Source organism: Chryseobacterium sp. 7, assembly GCF_003663845.1.
Taxonomy (GTDB): Bacteria; Bacteroidota; Bacteroidia; order Flavobacteriales; family Weeksellaceae; genus Chryseobacterium.
In genome coordinates this window covers 67,424-85,507 of the sequence record NZ_RCCA01000002.1, presented here as the reverse complement: position 1 = coordinate 85,507, position 18,084 = coordinate 67,424, and the positions used below count along the sequence as shown (strand labels likewise).

The 18,084-nt window shown below is 37.6% G+C and carries 21 protein-coding genes; 20 read left to right on the top strand and 1 reads right to left on the bottom strand.

Annotation, left to right across the window (positions count from 1 at the left end):
* The first annotated feature begins 25 nt into the window (after positions 1-25).
* The 3 genes from CLU97_RS23840 (at position 26) to CLU97_RS21145 (ending at position 1,122) form a co-directional block, all read left to right on the top strand.
* The gene (locus tag CLU97_RS23840; RefSeq protein WP_183084651.1) at positions 26-190 is read left to right on the top strand and encodes a bacteriocin-like protein; all 165 of its coding nucleotides are present in this window, start codon (positions 26-28) and stop codon (positions 188-190) included.
* 27 nt (positions 191-217) lie between these two features.
* The gene (locus CLU97_RS23500) at positions 218-400 is read left to right on the top strand and encodes a bacteriocin-like protein (RefSeq protein ID WP_147436534.1); all 183 of its coding nucleotides are present in this window, start codon (positions 218-220) and stop codon (positions 398-400) included.
* A gap of 116 nt (positions 401-516) precedes the next feature.
* Positions 517-1,122, top strand: a complete 606-nt coding sequence (locus tag CLU97_RS21145; protein ID WP_121489864.1) for an IMPACT family protein — start codon at positions 517-519, stop codon at positions 1,120-1,122.
* Here CLU97_RS21145 and CLU97_RS21140 read toward each other — a convergent pair.
* Entirely contained in the window at positions 1,119-1,829 is a 711-nt protein-coding gene (locus CLU97_RS21140) for a zinc metallopeptidase (protein ID WP_183084650.1), read from the bottom strand. The two genes, CLU97_RS21145 and CLU97_RS21140, sit on opposite strands and share 4 nt — an antisense overlap.
* A 105-nt stretch (positions 1,830-1,934) precedes the next feature.
* Here CLU97_RS21140 and CLU97_RS21135 point away from each other — a divergent pair, with 105 nt between their 5' ends.
* The 17 genes from CLU97_RS21135 (at position 1,935) to CLU97_RS21060 (ending at position 17,862) form a co-directional block, all read left to right on the top strand.
* Positions 1,935-3,065 (top strand): GNAT family N-acetyltransferase, encoded by a 1,131-nt coding sequence (locus CLU97_RS21135; RefSeq protein ID WP_121489863.1) that lies wholly within the window; start codon positions 1,935-1,937, stop codon positions 3,063-3,065.
* Between the two features lie 58 nt (positions 3,066-3,123).
* Positions 3,124-3,300, top strand: coding sequence for a hypothetical protein (locus tag CLU97_RS23835; protein WP_183084649.1), 177 nt, complete (start codon positions 3,124-3,126; stop codon positions 3,298-3,300).
* A 272-nt stretch (positions 3,301-3,572) separates the two neighbouring features.
* Positions 3,573-3,944: an NADH-quinone oxidoreductase subunit A gene (locus CLU97_RS21130; protein ID WP_002983537.1), complete on the top strand. Its 372-nt coding sequence runs from the start codon at positions 3,573-3,575 to the stop codon at positions 3,942-3,944.
* Positions 3,945-4,037: 93 nt separating this feature from the next.
* On the top strand, positions 4,038-4,598 hold the full coding sequence (locus CLU97_RS21125; protein WP_002983540.1) for an NADH-quinone oxidoreductase subunit B: 561 nt from the start codon (positions 4,038-4,040) through the stop codon (positions 4,596-4,598).
* A gap of 6 nt (positions 4,599-4,604) precedes the next feature.
* Positions 4,605-5,099, top strand: a complete 495-nt coding sequence (locus tag CLU97_RS21120; protein ID WP_121489862.1) for an NADH-quinone oxidoreductase subunit C — start codon at positions 4,605-4,607, stop codon at positions 5,097-5,099.
* Positions 5,100-5,161: 62 nt separating this feature from the next.
* Positions 5,162-6,385: an NADH dehydrogenase (quinone) subunit D gene (nuoD, locus tag CLU97_RS21115; protein WP_047096007.1), complete on the top strand. Its 1,224-nt coding sequence runs from the start codon at positions 5,162-5,164 to the stop codon at positions 6,383-6,385.
* A gap of 105 nt (positions 6,386-6,490) precedes the next feature.
* Positions 6,491-7,000 carry a complex I 24 kDa subunit family protein gene (gene nuoE, locus CLU97_RS21110; RefSeq protein WP_034693429.1) on the top strand — a complete coding sequence of 170 codons (510 nt, stop codon included), beginning with the start codon at positions 6,491-6,493 and terminating at the stop codon, positions 6,998-7,000.
* Positions 7,001-7,076: 76 nt separating this feature from the next.
* The gene (gene nuoF / locus CLU97_RS21105; protein WP_121489861.1) at positions 7,077-8,435 is read left to right on the top strand and encodes an NADH-quinone oxidoreductase subunit NuoF; all 1,359 of its coding nucleotides are present in this window, start codon (positions 7,077-7,079) and stop codon (positions 8,433-8,435) included.
* Positions 8,436-8,440: 5 nt separating this feature from the next.
* Positions 8,441-9,316 (top strand): hypothetical protein, encoded by an 876-nt coding sequence (locus tag CLU97_RS21100; RefSeq protein ID WP_121489860.1) that lies wholly within the window; start codon positions 8,441-8,443, stop codon positions 9,314-9,316.
* Between the two features lie 41 nt (positions 9,317-9,357).
* Positions 9,358-10,356, top strand: a complete 999-nt coding sequence (locus CLU97_RS21095) for a 2Fe-2S iron-sulfur cluster-binding protein (protein WP_121489859.1) — start codon at positions 9,358-9,360, stop codon at positions 10,354-10,356.
* A gap of 92 nt (positions 10,357-10,448) precedes the next feature.
* Entirely contained in the window at positions 10,449-11,513 is a 1,065-nt protein-coding gene (nuoH, locus tag CLU97_RS21090; protein ID WP_121489858.1) for an NADH-quinone oxidoreductase subunit NuoH, read from the top strand.
* A 152-nt stretch (positions 11,514-11,665) separates the two neighbouring features.
* Complete coding sequence (locus tag CLU97_RS21085; RefSeq protein ID WP_040996950.1) at positions 11,666-12,223, top strand: NuoI/complex I 23 kDa subunit family protein; 558 nt, start codon at positions 11,666-11,668, stop codon at positions 12,221-12,223.
* Positions 12,223-12,720 carry an NADH-quinone oxidoreductase subunit J gene (locus CLU97_RS21080; protein WP_105703833.1) on the top strand — a complete coding sequence of 166 codons (498 nt, stop codon included), beginning with the start codon at positions 12,223-12,225 and terminating at the stop codon, positions 12,718-12,720. The genes CLU97_RS21085 and CLU97_RS21080 overlap by 1 nt, the downstream gene beginning before the upstream one ends.
* A gap of 4 nt (positions 12,721-12,724) precedes the next feature.
* The gene (nuoK, locus tag CLU97_RS21075; protein ID WP_089696983.1) at positions 12,725-13,054 is read left to right on the top strand and encodes an NADH-quinone oxidoreductase subunit NuoK; all 330 of its coding nucleotides are present in this window, start codon (positions 12,725-12,727) and stop codon (positions 13,052-13,054) included.
* Between the two features lie 2 nt (positions 13,055-13,056).
* Complete coding sequence (gene nuoL / locus CLU97_RS21070) at positions 13,057-14,970, top strand: NADH-quinone oxidoreductase subunit L (protein WP_121489857.1); 1,914 nt, start codon at positions 13,057-13,059, stop codon at positions 14,968-14,970.
* Positions 14,971-14,972: 2 nt separating this feature from the next.
* Positions 14,973-16,466, top strand: a complete 1,494-nt coding sequence (locus CLU97_RS21065) for a NuoM family protein (protein ID WP_121489856.1) — start codon at positions 14,973-14,975, stop codon at positions 16,464-16,466.
* A gap of 16 nt (positions 16,467-16,482) precedes the next feature.
* Positions 16,483-17,862 (top strand): NADH-quinone oxidoreductase subunit N, encoded by a 1,380-nt coding sequence (locus CLU97_RS21060; RefSeq protein WP_121489855.1) that lies wholly within the window; start codon positions 16,483-16,485, stop codon positions 17,860-17,862.
* The last annotated feature ends 222 nt before the right edge of the window (positions 17,863-18,084 follow it).

The window sequence follows — 18,084 nt, the reverse complement described above, 5'->3', positions numbered from 1 at the left end:
TATTAGTTTTCACAAAATTAATACTATGAAAAATCTAAGGAAAGTTTCTAAAAAGGAGCTGAAAACAATTCATGGAGGCATTGCTCCTGAATGCTGTTCTTACTATCCACCTTCATTACAAAACTGCTGTGCAACCCCTTCTAGTATGAGCTGTCCACCACCTTGGGCAGATGGAACATTCCCGTGCTAATATTACTAATCCAAAAAAGATATTATTATGAGAAATTTGAAAAAAGTATCCAGAGTCAATATGAAAACCATTAAAGGCGGTGTTTTTGTAACCTGTACGCTGCCTAATGGAGAGCCTACAAGATGTAGAGATAGATGTCCTCAGGATTTCTGCGGTCCAACAAGCTACATGTGTCTGATTCCGATGGATCTGTGTGGAGATGGAATGTAAAAGTCTCTTTTTCTAAAAAAATAGATAAGCCGTCAAATTTTGACGGCTTAATTTATGATCATGGTGCAGAATCCTAAAGCATTTAATATTTTTGCATAAACAAAGCAGGAACTTCAATGACGTTTGAATACAAAACCATAGAAAAACCCATAGAAAATACTCTTTTAAAGGAAAAAGGAAGCAAGTTCATCGGATTTGCTTTCCCGGTGACCAATGAAAAAGAATTAAAGAGTGCATTAGAGAAAATAAGGGAAGAACACCCTAAAGCTACACACCATTGTTATGCCTTCAGAATGGGTTTAAATGGAGAAAACTATCGCGCCAACGATGATGGGGAACCTTCAGGAAGTGCAGGATTGCCTATTTACAATCAACTGCTGGCTAATGAAATTACAAATATTCTGGTTATTGTTGTCCGTTATTATGGTGGAACTAAACTTGGAGTTTCAGGATTAGTAAAAGCCTATAAGGAGTCTGCAAAAATTACATTGGAAGAAGCTAATATTATCACCAGAGAACTGGAAACTGAAGTGGAGATTCAGTTTAACTTCAATCAGCAGAATACCATCTTCACCCTGCTTTCAAAATTTGATGCTAAGGTTTTGAATTTCGATGCGAATGAAAACTGCATTCTGACAGCCTCTTTGAAACTGGCGCAAAAAGAAAGCATCTCAGAAAAGCTTTCCGAGATGCAATATGTTTCATTTGAATTTAATGATTAATCTCTTCTTCCACCAAGAAGCAAAGATGCCCAGTAGAGAAGTTGTGCCAGCGAACCTAAAGCTGCAACAACGTACGTTCTTGCTGCCCACTTCAAACTGTCCTGTACTCCAACAAACTCTTCTGCCGTCACAGTTCCGGTATCTTTAAGCCATTTCATAGCTCTGTTACTTGCATCATATTCTACAGGAAGCGTTACAAAAGCAAAAAGCGTAGTCATTGCGAACATAGCTACCCCAATGGCAAGAACCGTAGTATTTCCATTCGGATTCTCAATTGTTCTTGATGCCGCCATTACCGCAATACCCGCAATAAGGACAAACTGCATCAGATTAGAACTTATATTAACAATAGGAACCAGTTTTGAACGTAAATTCAACATAGAATATCCTACCGCATGTTGTACAGCGTGCCCACATTCGTGAGCTGCAACTGCCGCCGCCGCCGCATTTCTCTGCATATAAACTCCTTCAGAAAGATTAACTGTTTTATCTGCCGGATTATAGTGGTCCGTCAACTGCCCGGGAACTGATATTACCTGAACGTCATTAATCCCGTTATCTCTCAACATTTTTTCTGCTACTTCTTTCCCCGAAAGGCCATTTCTGAGGTGTACATTGGAATAATATTCAAATTTAGATTTCAACCTGGAAGAAACCCACCAGCTCACCAGCATCGAAATACCAATAATGATATAATAACCTATCATTTTTTATAAATTTTGTGTTTACTTTTTACTCATAATGATGTAAAAACTGTGCCAAAGTATAAGATAATATTATTTATATTTGTCTTCTAATTCCCCTCAAAAAACATGTCTACAATTTCTATTATTGAAGTAAAAACAGCAGATCAGCTTAAGCAATTCGTAAAATTCCCGATGGATTTGTACAAAAACAATCCGTACTACGTCCCATCCTTTATAAAAGACGAAATGAAAATCTGGGATCCCAAAGAAAATCCGGCTTTACAGTATTCGGAATCCAGACAGTTTCTGGCAACAAAAGATGGTAAAGTAGCCGGCAGAATTGCGGTAATCATTAATCATAAAGAAGAGAAAGAGTTAGGAATTAAAAAGGTACGTTTTGGATGGATCGACTTTATTGATGATGCTGAAGTTTCAAAAGCACTCATTCAAAAAGCCGTTGATTATGCCAAAGAAAAAAATATTAACAAAATTGAAGGGCCAATGGGCTTTACCAATCTTGATAAAGCAGGTATGCTGACAATGGGATTTGACAAACTGGCAACGATGATTGGAATCTACAACCATGCCTATTATCCACAACACCTTGAAAACCTTGGTTTAACCAAAGAGAAAGAATGGGTAGAATATGAAATGAACTTTCCAAAAGTACTTCCTGAAAAAGTTGAAAAATTCAGTGGCTTAATTGCGCAGAAATACAAACTTAAAGTTCTTAAATTCAAGTCAAAAGAAGAAATCCTTCCTTATGTAGAGCCGATGTTTAAACTTTTGGATGAAACTTATAAACATCTTTCTACATATACTCCCATTTCAGAAGAACAGATCAAAACATACAGAGAAAAATATTTTCCTTTCATCAATAAAAATTATGTAATCTGTGTGGTAGATGAAAATGAGCAGCTGGTTTCATTTGCCATTACAATGCCTTCCTATTCTAAGGCTCTGCAGAAATCAAAAGGGAAATTATTCCCGTTTGGATGGTGGCATTTTTTACAGGCCGGAAAAAAGAATGACCGTGCCAATTTCTATCTTATCGGAATCCATCCGGAATACCAGAGGCGTGGTGTAACCGCTATTATTTTTAAAGAAATTTTTGTAAGATTTACCAGTATGGGAATTGATTTCGCAGAAACAAATCCTGAACTGGAAGAAAACAAAAGCGTTCAGGTTCTTTGGCAGGACTACAACCCAGTGAATCATAAGAGAAGAAGAACCTATTCTATAGAAGTGAACAAGTAATATTGCTTTTGTACCATAAAAGTAATTCTAAAACTTTAAACGCTAAACTTTGAACTTTATGAAACCCCAGCTTATCATTTTCGCCATTTTAATTGCCGGATTTATCAGTTACAATCTCTTTTTCCAATCACACGATGACAGAACAAATACGGTGATCAATATTGCTTTTGCCAGTATTCTTTTTGGATATATTTCATTCATGGCCTATACCCTTTTAAAAAAAATGAAGAAATAATCAGGAGAATCTTCGTTTACCCGTCTTCTGACAGCCAAAAATCTAGCTTCATTAAAGAAAATATAAACCCCTGAATGAAGTTCATTGAGCATTTTCACCCCAGCTCACTACAAAAAATGGGGATAAATACGTTAAAAAAATAATGGCAAAAAGCTAATTTTTATTGATTCTAAATTACCGATTTAGCTCATTTTCATCCCACTTTTAAGCTGATTAATTTCATGCTTTCTTGTTTATTCGCTAAATTTGCAAATTGAGATAATAATGCAAAAATGAATTTACCTGAAAGTTATATTCCAATCCTTATCCAGGCTGGTGTAGCAGTAGGATTTGTAGCTGTTTCTTTGCTTGGGGCACATTTCTTGGGTCCACAGCAGAAAAAAGGAAACTCTGTAAAAAACCAAAGCTGGGAATGTGGAGTTCCTGTAGAAGGAAATGCCAGAACGCCGTTTTCTATCAAGTACTTCCTGACTGCGGTATTGTTTGTCCTATTCGATATTGAAATCGTATTCTTTTATCCTTACGCTGTAAACTTCAGAGAATTTGGTATGGAAGGATTCCTTGCTGTGCTTACATTCGTAGCGATCTTCTTCATGGCGTTTTTCTATGTCTGGAAACGCGGTGCGCTGGATTGGGATAAATAAATTTTAACATTAAAAGATTGAACAGTTTAATCGTTAAAATGACCAATGATTGAATTTTAAATGCTTTAGTCTTTACATATTTAACAAAAGAAAATGTCAGATAAAAAACCAGTAATAAGAACAGATGCACCTGCTCCCGAAGGATATGAAGGAGAGGGGTTTTTCGCAACAAAACTGAGCAGTGTAATCGGGATGGCAAGAAAGTTTTCACTTTGGCCGTTACCTTTTGCTACCTCTTGTTGTGGTATTGAGTTTATGGCTACCCTGAACCCTACTTATGATGCTTCAAGATTTGGTATGGAAAGAAACTCTTTCTCTCCAAGACAGGCAGATATGCTGATGGTTTGCGGAACTATATCAAAGAAATTGGGACCTGTCCTGAAAGAGGTGTACACTCAGATGGCTGAGCCGAAATGGGTGGTAGCAGTAGGAGCTTGTGCTTCCAGCGGTGGTATTTTTGATACATATTCTGTACTTCAGGGAATTGATAAAATTATTCCGGTAGACGTATATGTTCCAGGATGCCCTCCAAGACCTGAACAGATTATTGAAGGAGTAATGCAGGTACAGGCTCTTGCAGAAAGCGAAAGCATCAGAAGAAGAGACATGCCTGAATATCAGAAGTTACTAGATTCTTACAACATAAGCAACTAAACGGAAATGACAAACGAATTTGTATTAGAAGCCATCACAAGAGAATTTCCGGAATCTGTCATTTCAAGCTCAGAACCTTATGGAATGCTAACGATTGAAGTGAAGAAAGATGATATTAAGAAAATCATTCACTATCTGAAAGATTCATCATTGGAATTTAATTTCCTTACAGATATCTGTGGTATTCATTATCCTGAATTCCCTGAAAAGGAAATTGGTGTTGTCTACCATTTACATAATATGATGGCCAATTTCAGATTACGTCTGAAAATCTTTATGTCCAGAGAAAACATTGAAGTTGATTCTCTTGTGGATCTGTATGCAGGAGCTAACTGGATGGAAAGAGAAACGTATGATTTCTATGGGATTAAATTTAAAGGACACCCGGATCTGAGACCTATTTTGAATATGGAAGACCTGGGATACCACCCAATGTTGAAGGAATATCGACTAGAAGACGGTACAAGAACCGACAAGAACGATAGTATGTTCGGAAGATAAAAAAGCGAATGGCCAATGGCAGCTAGCCAATAGCCAGAAGCAAATAGCTAAAAGCAATCATTATGAAAGATAACTCATTATCTAATATACTAAACCAGTACGAAAGTAAGGAACAGATTGACGGACAATTATATACCCTGAATCTGGGACCTACCCACCCTGCTACTCACGGGATTTTCCAGAATATCTTAACGATGGACGGAGAAAGAATCCTTCATGCAGAGCAAACTGTAGGATATATCCACAGAGCATTTGAGAAAATTTCTGAAAGAAGAAACTATTCTCAAATCACTACCCTTACAGACCGTATGAACTACTGTTCTGCACCTATCAATAACTTAGGTTGGCACATGACAGTAGAAAAGCTGATTGGCGTAAAAGTTCCAAAACGTGTAGACTACATGCGTGTGATCTTGATGGAACTTGCAAGAATCGGTGACCACCTGATCTGTAACGGGGTAACCGGAATGGACTCAGGAGCTATTACAGGTCTTACCTATATGTTCATCGAAAGAGAACGTATTTATGATATGTATGAGCAGATCTGCGGAGCCAGAATGACCACCAATATGGGAAGAATCGGAGGATTTGAAAGAGATTTCACACCTAAGTTTCATGAGTTATTAAAAGACTTCTTAAAAACTTTCCCACCAAGATTCAAAGAATTCTGTACCCTGTTAGAAAGAAACAGAATTTTCATGGACAGAACCATCGGAACAGGAGCTATTTCTGCCGAAAGAGCTTTAAGCTACGGTTTCACAGGTCCCAACTTACGTGCAGCAGGTGTAGATTACGATGTAAGAGTTGCACAGCCTTATTCTTCATACGAAGATTTCGATTTCATTATTCCTGTAGGAACTTCAGGAGATACTTACGACCGTTTCATGGTTCGTCAGCAGGAAATCTGGGAATCTATTAAAATTATCAAACAAGCATACGAAAATCTTCCGGAAGGACCATTCCATGCGGATGTTCCTGATTTCTATCTTCCTGAAAAGGCAGATGTTTATCAGAAAATGGAAGCATTGATCTACCATTTCAAAATTGTAATGGGAGAAACTGATGTACCGAAAGGAGAAGTTTACCATGCTGTAGAAGGTGGAAACGGAGAATTAGGTTTCTATCTTGTGAGTGACGGAGGAAGAAGCCCTTACAGACTTCACTTCAGAAGACCATGCTTCATCTACTATCAGGCATACCCTGAAATGATTACAGGTTCTGTAATTTCAGATGCCATTGTAACGATGTGTAGTATGAATATCATTGCGGGAGAATTAGACGCATAAAATATAAGATGTCAGACATCAGATTTAAGATGCCTGACGCTTAGCTTTACATATAAATTTAAAATCTGATGTCTGAAATCTGGCATCTGAAATCTTAGATAAAAAATGAGCGAAACAATAGCTTTTAAACCGGAAAGTTTAGCACAGGTACACAAAATTATCGCGAGATATCCTGAAGGAAGACAGAAATCTGCTCTTCTTCCTGTACTTCACCTGGCACAGAAAGAATTCGGAGGATGGTTAGATGTTCCTGTGATGGATTATGTTGCCGGACTATTAAGTATCCAGCCGATCGAAGTATATGAAGTGGCTACTTTCTATACCATGTTCAATATGAAGCCGGTAGGTAAATATGTATTGGAAGTTTGCAGAACAGGACCTTGTATGGTTTGTGGAAGCGAAAAAATTCTGGATCATATCAGAACCAAACTGAACATTAAAGACGGGGAAACTACTGAAGACGGTATGTTCACTTTAAAGCCAGCTGAATGTCTTGGAGCATGCGGATACGCACCAATGCTGCAGCTTGGAAAATTCTTTCATGAAAATTTAACGATAGAAAAAGTAGATGAAATCCTTGATCTTTGCAGACAGGGACAAGTTGCTTTAGACTAAATAAATTTTAACAAATTAAAATAGCATAAGTTAGAAGCCAAAAGCCAATAGCTGACCGCTAAAAGCATAATATACAATGAGTAAAAAACTTTTACTTAAAGACGCACATATAGAAGGTATTCGCTACTTTGAAACATACCGTAAGCAGGGAGGTTACACAGCAGCTGAAAAAGCCTTGAAGATGACTCCTGACGAAATTCTTGAAGAAGTAAAAGCTTCAGGACTGAGAGGTCGTGGTGGAGCTGGATTCCCAACAGGAATGAAATGGAGCTTTCTGGCAAAACCGGAAGGCGTTCCAAGACACCTTGTTGTGAATGCGGATGAATCTGAGCCTGGAACATTCAAGGACAGATATCTGATGGAGTTCCTTCCTCATTTATTGATCGAGGGAATGCTAATTTCTTCTTACTGTTTAGGTTCCAATACTTCTTATATCTACATCCGTGGAGAATATTCATGGATTCCGGATATCCTTGAGGAAGCTATTGAAGAAGCTAAAGCAGCAGGATTTTTAGGTAAAAATATTTTAGGAACTGGTTTCGATCTTGAAATCTATGTACAGAGAGGTGGTGGAGCATATATCTGTGGTGAAGAAACTGCATTGCTGGAATCCCTTGAAGGAAAAAGAGGTAACCCAAGGTTAAAACCGCCATTCCCGGCTGTAAAAGGTCTATGGGAAAGACCAACGGTAGTAAATAACGTTGAATCTATCGCGGCAATCGTTCCAATCATTGATATTACAGGTGCTGAATATGCTAAAATAGGAGTTGGAAGATCTACAGGAACGAAATTAATTTCAGCTTGTGGAAACATCAACAAACCTGGGGTATACGAAATTGATATGACGATCACTGTAGAAGAATTCATCTATTCTGATGAATATTGTGGCGGTATTAAAGACGGTAAAAGATTAAAGGCTTGTATTCCTGGAGGAAGTTCTGTTCCGATTGTTCCTGCAAATTTATTGCTGAGAACCGTGAACGGAGAGCCAAGATATATGAACTATGAATCATTGGCAGATGGTGGTTTTGCTACCGGAACTATGATGGGTTCAGGAGGTTTTATCGTTTTGGATGAAGACCAGTGTATTGTAGATCACACCATGACTTTGGCAAGATTCTACAACCACGAAAGCTGTGGACAATGTACTCCTTGCCGTGAAGGAACAGGATGGATGTACAAGATTTTAAAGAAAATCGAGAAAGGAGAAGGAAAAATGGAAGATATCGATCTACTTTGGGATATCCAGAGAAAAATCGAAGGAAACACGATTTGTCCATTGGGTGATGCAGCAGCCTGGCCGGTTGCAGCAGCAATCCGTCACTTCAGAGATGAATTCGAATGGCACATCAAAAACCCGGAATTGTCTCAGACACAAAATTATGGATTGGCACATTATGCAGATCCTATCCCTGCTGTAGAAAAGAATGCATAGGTAACATGAAAAAATTATTGGTTGTCGGCTTAATGATGTCGAGTTTTGTTTTCGGACAAAATAAAGAAAAAGATACTTTAATAGATAGAAGTTCAGATAAAGGAGCATTGGTTTCCAGAAAGAAGCCTGAACCTTTAAGCAAAAAAGGTCAGATGTTCGTTTTCTTCGGATGGAACAGAGCGGCGTTCAGTAATTCCGATATCCGTTTCACAGGAAATGGCTATGATTTTCAGCTGAATAATGTATCTGCTCAGGACAGACCTACCAAGTTTGGTATTGTTTATATCAACCCGGGCTGGTTTACTGTAGTTCAGTACAACTTTAGAGCAGGTTATTTTATTAAAGATAATTTAGCTTTAGTTTTGGGAATAGACCATATGAAGTATGTGATGAATCAGAACCAGACTGTTAATTTCAAAGGTAACATTTCAGATCCTGAATATGCAGCAATGGTACAAAACGGACAGGTAAACCTGGCAGATGAGAAGTTCCTAACTTTTGAACATACAGACGGACTTAACTATGAAAACTTAGGTCTTGAAAAATATCAGAATCTTATCAATAAGAAAAATGTTGATTTGGTTTGGTCTTACGGAGCCGGTCTTGGATTTATGTTTCCGAAAAGTAATGTAAAGCTTTTTGGAAATGAAAGAAGTGACCGTTTCCACGTAGCAGGTATGGGAACCGATCTAAGAACCAGTCTTAACCTTGTTCTTTGGGATCACGTAATGGTAAGATTAGAAGGAAAAGCAGGTTATATCAATATGTGGGATATTAAAACTACATTGAATAACAAACCGGACAAAGCCCAGCAGGATTTCGTTTTCGGACAGGTCCTTGCAGGAATCGGATATACATTTAATACTAAGAAATATAAATAACAAAGCCTATTGCTTAATGCATAAAGCTTAAAGCATACAATATGAGCGAAGAAGTTAAAAAATTCAAAATAACTATAGACGGACAGACTACCGAAGTGATGCCTGGGACTTCCATTCTGGAAGCCGCAAGACAAATTGGTGGAAAATCTGTACCTCCTGCTATGTGCTACTACAGCAAATTAGAAACCAGTGGAGGTAGATGTAGAACTTGTCTGGTAGAAGTTTCTAAAGGATCTGAAGCAGATCCGCGCCCTATGCCAAAATTAGTAGCAAGCTGCAGAACTAATGTAATGGATGGGATGGAAGTAAAAAACCTTACTTCCGAGAAAGCCCAGGAAGGAAGAAAAGCGGTTACCGAATTCTTATTGGTCAATCACCCGCTGGACTGCCCTATCTGTGACCAGGCCGGAGAATGTCATCTTCAGGATTTAGGCTATGAACATGGTGTGGAAAATACAAGAACAGAATTCGAAAGAAATACTTACGAAGCTGATGATCTTGGACCGAACATCAAATTAAATATGAACCGTTGTATTCTTTGCGCAAGATGCGTACTGACGGCTAACCAGCTTACAGAAACAAGAGAACACGGTATTCTTTTCAGAGGAGATCACGCTGAAATTTCAACCTATTTAAATAAAGCTTTAGACAATGACTTCATCGGAAACGTTATTGACGTTTGTCCTGTAGGAGCTTTAACAGACAGAACAGCACGTTTTGCAAGCAGAGTATGGTTTACAAAACCAATGAACGCTTCTTGCAAATGTGACAAGTGTTCAGGAAAAGCTTTAGTATGGATGAAAGGTGACGAAATTCTAAGAGTTACAGCAAGAAAAGACCAGTGGGGTGAAGTAGAAGAATTCATCTGCGATACATGCCGTTTCGAAAGAAAATCATTATCAGACTGGAATATCGAAGGTCCTAGACATATCGACAGACATTCTGTAATTTCATTGAACCACTACGAAAAACCAAAGGATGAGCTAAGAGTTTTAGACAATCCGATGGCTAAAGAAATCAGTGAAAAAGACGAAAAATAATTTTAATAAGATTTCAGATTTCAGATATTAGATGACAGACTTTCTTCATTCTAATTTCTAAATTCTAATATCTAACATCTATAAAAATAAAAATGGATTTACTTACATTTAAACTTATACTTGTACTAGCGCTTTTCTTGCTATCATTGACGATTGCAGCCTACTCTACATGGGCAGAAAGAAAAGTTGCCTCTATCATGCAGGATAGAATTGGTCCCAACAGAGCAGGACCTTTCGGATTACTGCAGCCTCTTGCTGACGGTGGAAAGTTTTTCTTTAAAGAAGACTTCACCCCTGCTAATGCTGAAAGATTTCTTTTCGTATTAGGACCAGCTTTGGTAATGTTTATTTCATTGATTACAGGAGCTGTAATTCCTTGGGGTAAAAGTTTAAATATTGCAGGTACTTCTTTTGATCTTCAGGTTGCCAACATTGATGTGGGTGTACTTTTCATCATCGGTATGGCTTCCATCGGGGTTTACGGAATTATGATCGGAGGTTGGGCTTCGAACAACAAATATTCATTATTAGGTGCTATCCGTGCTTCTTCTCAGATGATTTCTTATGAATTGGCAATGGGACTAGCACTTCTTTCTATCATTATGATGTCTGGAAGTTTAGATTTAAAAGAAATCACTGAAAGTCAGACTACCGGAAAATTATGGGGAGTTATTCCTTGGGTTTCAGGATTGAACTGGAATATTTTCTACCAGCCGATTGCATTCCTTGTTTTCTTTGTAGCAGCTTTAGCAGAAACCAACAGACACCCGTTCGATTTACCAGAGTGTGAATCTGAATTGGTAACAGGATATTCTACAGAATACTCTTCCATGAAATTAGGGTTGTATATGTTCGGAGAATATGTGAACATGTTTATTTCCAATGCATTTATGGTAGTTCTTTTCTTCGGAGGGTACAACTATCCTGGTATTGAATGGGTAACTCAGAACTGGGGTGAAAATGCTGCCGGGATCTTAAGTATCGTAGCGTTCCTTACAAAAACAGTAATCGGAATTCTGATCTTCATGTGGATCAGATGGACACTTCCAAGATTCAGATATGACCAGTTAATGCACTTAGGATGGAAAACATTAATCCCAATGGCATTGGTAAACCTATTAATTACAGGAGCTGTAATTTTAGCATTTGCAAACTAAGAAAATTTGAAAATGAGCTGATTTGAAAATTTGATAATGAAATCAAAGTTTTATCTTTAGCGTATCATATTCAATCATCAATATTAAATAATTAAGATAGCAGACAAGATTAGTCTAAAATCTGGTGTCTAACATCTAATATCTATAATTAAATGAAACTTACAAACAGATCAAAAGTTGTTTCCAATAAAGAAATGACCCTTGCTGAAAAAATCTACCTTCCTGCCATCTTTACAGGGATGGGGATTACATTTAAGCATGCTGTAAGAACCGTGATAAAAGGTGCTCCCGCAGTATATTCCTATCCGGAAGTACAGAAACCAAGAACAACCATCTGGAGAGGCCAGCACGTTTTGAAGAGAGACGAAGAAGGCAGAGAAAGATGTACAGCTTGCGGACTTTGTGCGGTAGCTTGTCCTGCAGAAGCCATTACGATGACTGCTGCTGAAAGAACTAAAGAGGAAAAAGGTCTTTACAGAGAAGAAAAGTACGCTTCAGTATATGAAATCAATATGCTGAGATGTATTTTCTGCGGTATGTGTGAAGAAGCTTGTCCTAAATCTGCCATCTATCTTACAGACAGATTGGTAGATGTGGAAACCAACAGAGGTTCTTTCATTTACGGAAAAGATAAACTAGTTGAAAAAATAAATGAAAGGATTGATATCACGACAAGACAATCCGAGAAACAAAAAAATGCGGTAAAATAATGGATCAGTTTTTATTTTTCTTGGTGGCGTTTTTAGCAGTTGCAAGTGCTGTTTACTTTGTATTTGCAAGAAATCCTCTTTATGCTATTTTGTCATTAATTGTTACGATGTTTTCAATTGCCGGAATGTACATTCTTCTCAATGCACAATTCCTAGCAATCATCCAGATTATAGTGTACGCAGGTGCTATCATGGTGCTTTTCCTTTACATCTTAATGATGCTTAACCTTAATAAAGGAGACGAAAGTAAGAAGAACAATACTTTAAAATTTGTTGGAGTTTTTACAGCAGGTATTCTTTTAGTAGGTGTGCTAGGTGTTTTCAGAGGTATAAAAGACAACCACATTGTTGTTGAAAATGTAGACAGAGGAGTGGGGCTTACAAAAAATCTGGGTAGACTTTTGTTTAATGAATATGTTTTACCGTTTGAGCTTGCTTCCATCCTAATTCTGGCAGGTATTGTAGGCGCGGTATTAATCGGTAAAAAAGATTTATAAAATTATGGGAGAAGTAAATACATTTATACAAAGCGTCCCTTTGGAATACTTCATCATTCTTTCCTCAGTATTGTTCTGCTTGGGAGTAATGGGAGTATTGCTTAGAAAAAATGCTATTGTGATTCTGGGCTGTGTAGAGCTTATGCTGAATTCTGTAAACCTTTTATTGGCAGCTTTTTCAGCGTATAAAGGCAACGGCGACGGACAACTTTTAGTTTTCTTCATTATGGTGGTAGCAGCTGCGGAAGTAGCGGTAGGCCTAGCAATTATTGCTATGCTATATAGAAATACCCGTTCTGTAGATGTGAGTATATTTAATAAATTAAGAGGATAAGAATGGAGAATCTAGTATATGCAATAGTACTTTTACCACTTTTAGGGTTTCTTATTAACGGGCTATTTGGGAAAAACCTTCCAAAAATATTGGTAGGATCTTTGGCTACAGCAATGGTTTTTGGATCTTTCTGTATTGCGGTAAGTATTTTCATGAATTTCAATTCTGAAAGCCAGCCTGTTATCGTAAAAGCTTTTGAATGGTTTAGAGTAAATGGTGTTCAAATCAATTTTGGATTCCAGATTGATCAGCTTTCATTAATGATGGTAATGATCATTACGGGTATCGGTTCACTGATCCACTTATACTCTATCGGATATATGAGTCATGATAAAGGATTCTACAAGTTTTTTACTTACCTGAACCTTTTCATCTTCTCCATGTTACTTTTAGTAATGGGAAGCAACTACCTTATCCTGTTCATTGGATGGGAAGGTGTAGGTCTTTGTTCTTACCTTTTGATCGGATTCTGGTATACCAACGAAGAATACGGTAAAGCGGCAAGAAAAGCTTTCATCATGAACAGAATTGGTGACCTTGCGTTATTGATCGGTATTTTCATGATTGCTTCTCAGACCAATGCTGTAGATTATCTTTCTGTAGCAGAAAACGCTTCAAAATTTGAATTAGACGGAACAGTGATTATCTTTATCACGGCGAGTTTATTCATCGGTGCTACCGGTAAATCGGCTCAGGTTCCATTATATACATGGTTACCGGATGCGATGGCGGGACCAACTCCTGTATCAGCGTTGATCCACGCGGCAACGATGGTAACTGCAGGGATCTATTTGGTAGTAAGATCTAACTTCTTATTTACTTTGGCACCTACAGTGCAGGGAGGAATTTTATTCATCGGATTCTTAACGGCTGCTTTGGCTGGTTTCTATGCACTTCGTCAGAACGATATCAAAAAAGTATTGGCATACTCTACCGTTTCACAACTTGGATTTATGTTCATCGCTTTAGGTCTTGGGGCATATACAACGGCTATGTTCCATGTAATGACACACGCATTCTTTAAGGCGTTGTTATTCTTAGGTGCAGGTTCTGTAATCCACGCTATGAGCAACGAACAGGATATGCGTTTCATGGGAGGTCTTAAAAAATATATTCCTCTTACCCACGCTACATTCCTGATCGGAACATTAGCCATCTCAGGTTTCCCTTTATTATCAGGGATGATCTCTAAAGACGAAATTTTAGTAGCAGCTTTCGCTAAAAACCCTGTTTACTGGGTAATCTTATTTGTTTTAGCGGCAATGACTGCAACCTATATGTTCAGACTTTACTATTTGACATTCCACGGAGAATTCAGAGGTACTGAAGAACAAAAACACCACTTACACGAAAGCCCTTCTAATATGACATTACCATTGATCGTATTGGCTATTCTTTCTGTAATCGGAGGTTTTATCAACCTGCCACACTTCATCGGTCACGGGCACTATGCTAAACTGATGGAATGGTTAAAGCCTGTTCTTACGGAACAAAGCTTCAGCCAGATGGAAGCTACTCTTTCAGGAGTACCTTTCAATACTGAAATGATCTTATTAGCAGCTACAGTGCTTATGTTCTTCACTGTTTGGTTCATCGTTAGAAATACTTATGTAAGTAAGAAGAAGATGGCTGTGGCAGAGGAAAACTATACCGGATGGGAAAAGCTTTCTGCTAAGAAATTATACGTTGACGAACTTTACAACGCATTGATTGTAAAAACTGTTGAAGGATTAGGACGCGGAGGAAAAATGTTTGATAAGGGTATCTTAGACCGTTTTGTAAACTTTGTAGGTGATGGTGCTGAAGACAGCGGAAAAGCTATGAAGCGTGTACAGAACGGAAATGTAGAGACATATATCCTTATCATGTCTTTAGCTGTGGGAATTATATTAATTGTTAACTTTTTATTACAATAATAATGTCTTGTTTATTATTAACATTATTACTATTACCTCTAGTAGGTTCGGGATTAGTTTTTGCATGGAAGAATAGTTCCAGCAAATATTTGGCGCTTGGAATTGCATTGGTACAGATGCTACTTACCTTCTATATGCTTTCGGATTTCAATTTTGGACCGACAGTAGACAGTAAGCTTCAGTACGAAATCACTTATCCTTGGTCTCAATTCATTAAAAGCTCTCTTCATTTCGGTGTTGACGGGATGAGCATGCTTCTTTTAGTGTTGACCAATATTCTGGCTCCAATCATCATTTTATCATCTTTCAACGAAAATGTAAACTACAGAAATACATTCTACGGATTAATTCTGTTGATGCAGTTTGGTCTTGTAGGAGTATTCACTTCTTTAGACGGATTGTTATTCTACATTTTCTGGGAAGTAACTTTGATTCCAATTTGGTTCATTGCCGGACTTTGGGGACAAGAGAATAAAAGGTTCGAATTCACTACGAAATTCTTCGTATATACATTCGTGGGATCATTATTTATGTTGGCTGGATTGATCTATGTGTACAACCACTCTGCATCATTCGCTTTAACAGATTTATATAATGCCCAACTGAACGAAGTACAGCAGACTGTGGTATTCTGGTTTATTTTCTTTGCTTTTGCAGTGAAATTACCGGTATTTCCTTTCCATACATGGCAGCCTGATACCTATACCTACTCTCCTACTCAGGGATCCATGTTATTATCAGGGATCATGCTGAAGATGGCAGTATATGGCGTAATGCGTTATTTACTTCCAATTACACCGCTTCCGATTGCAGGAATTTCCGGGCAGATTGTGATTATTCTTGCTATTGTAGGAATTGTTCACGGAGCTCTTATTGCTATTATCCAGACGGATATGAAGAGAATTATTGCGTATTCATCTTTCTCTCACGTAGGATTGATGGTAGCAGGGATCTTCGCTTCTGCAGTAGTTACTTTAAGAGGAACTTTCAATGTAGAAGGAGCTGAAGGAGCTTTAGTACAGACTTTTGCACACGGTATCAACGTAGTAGGTTTATTCTACTGTTGTGATATTCTATATAAGAGATTTAAATCAAGAGACATCAGACAAATGGGTGGTTTAGCTAAAGTAGCGCCTAAGTTTGCGGTGTTGTTTCTGATCATTATATTAGGTTCAATGGGAGTTCCATTGACCAATGGATTCATCGGAGAATTTATTCTGTTGAAATCTGTTTATGATTTTAACGGAACAGCAGCAGTAATTGCTGGTCTTACGGTAATTCTTTGTGCGGTGTATTTATTGAGATTTTACGGAAAAGCAATGTTTGGAGAAGGAGATGAAGCCGTTTTAAGTACAGCAAAAGATTTATCTGGTGTAGAGTTTTCTGTATTGGCAAGTTTAGCGGTTTTTGTGATTTTACTAGGTATTTTCCCACAACCGGTAATCGACATGGTGAGTAGTTCGGTGAAGTTTATCTACCAATCAATGGTAAGTTAATTTGATATTTTAAGAAATGAGTGTTTTAATTATTGTTTTCCTAACGGCAGTTATTGCGTTATTTTCAGGAGTTTTTGAACAAGGAAAATTCGCAAGATACATTGGGATTTTGGGATTAATCATTGCATTGTATGTAAGTTTTATGCCGGAATGTTCGTTCTTCGACCATTACAAGCATATGTACGAGTACAGTGGCAATACCGCATTATTCACTAAAATATCAATCGTAACAACTTTATTATTATTCTTTCTGGGAGGTTTTGCATTCAGCAATCACAGAAGCCACCAATCAGAATTATATGCATTGATGCTATTTGCATTATGTGGAGGGATCATCCTTTTCGGATATCAGAACCTGGTGACGATGTTCTTGGGAGTTGAAATCCTTTCTATTCCATTATATGTAATGGCTGGAGCTAACAAAACTGATCTTAGATCTAACGAAGCTTCTATTAAATATTTCCTTATGGGTGCATTTGCAACAGGTTTCTTACTGTTCGGAATTGCGTTTATCTACGGAAGTGCAGGAAGTTTTGATCTTTATAAGATTCATGATTTCGGAGTAGCCAATTCAGGGAATGTAATGTTCATCTTAGGAGTATTACTGATTCTTTGTGCATTGGCATTCAAAGTAGCTTTAGCACCCTTCCACATGTGGAGTCCTGATGTATATGCAGGTTCTCCTTCATTAATCACAGCTTTTATGGCGAGTGTGGTAAAGATCTCAGGATTCTTTGCCCTATTCAGATTGATGACGCTTGGTTTCACTGGAGTGACTCATGAGTGGATTAATGTTTTAGGAGTATTCTTAATCATTACATTACTTTTGGCAAACGTTATGGGTCTTGCTCAGACGAATGCAAAAAGAATGTTGGCCTACTCCTCTGTATCCCACGCAGGATATATCGGATTGGTATTCTTTGGAATGACAAGCCTTTCTACTTATAACCTGGCGTTCTATTTATTTGCTTATTCTTTATCCACAGTAGGAGTTTTCATGTGTCTGATCTGGGTAGAGAAATTAAAAAGAGAAACTTCTTTCGGAGCTTTCAAAGGATTGGCAAAAACAGAACCTTTATTAGCAACAGCAGCTACAATTTCTATGCTTTCTATGGCTGGAGTTCCGTTAACCGCTGGTTTCATGGGGAAATTTGCTTTATTCTCCCAGGCTATGAACGGTGCAGCTTTCCTAGTATTGGTAGCGGTGTTGGGTTCTGCCCTGTCTATCGCTTACTATTTAAGACTGATCATTGCCATGTTCTTCTTTAAAGAATCAACATTCAAATCATCAGAAAAAGTAACACTTACTTACAACATCATTGGTGTAGTTGTTATTGTTTTAATTGTTATCCTTGGAGTTTTCCCGGATATGTTTGCAAGAATGTTCGGATTGTAAAATCTGAATTTAAAATAACAAAAGCACAACTTTTCAGTTGTGCTTTTTTATTCTATATCTTTTTTAATTGATAGAATTTATTAATCAGTAATCTGGATATCTGTCTTCATAAAAAACAGAAACGAATTATAAAATACATTGCAGAATTTCCCGAAGCACCAGCAAATTATATATAATAAAATAAAATTCCGGACGATCAATATTCTGCTTTTTTCATAACTT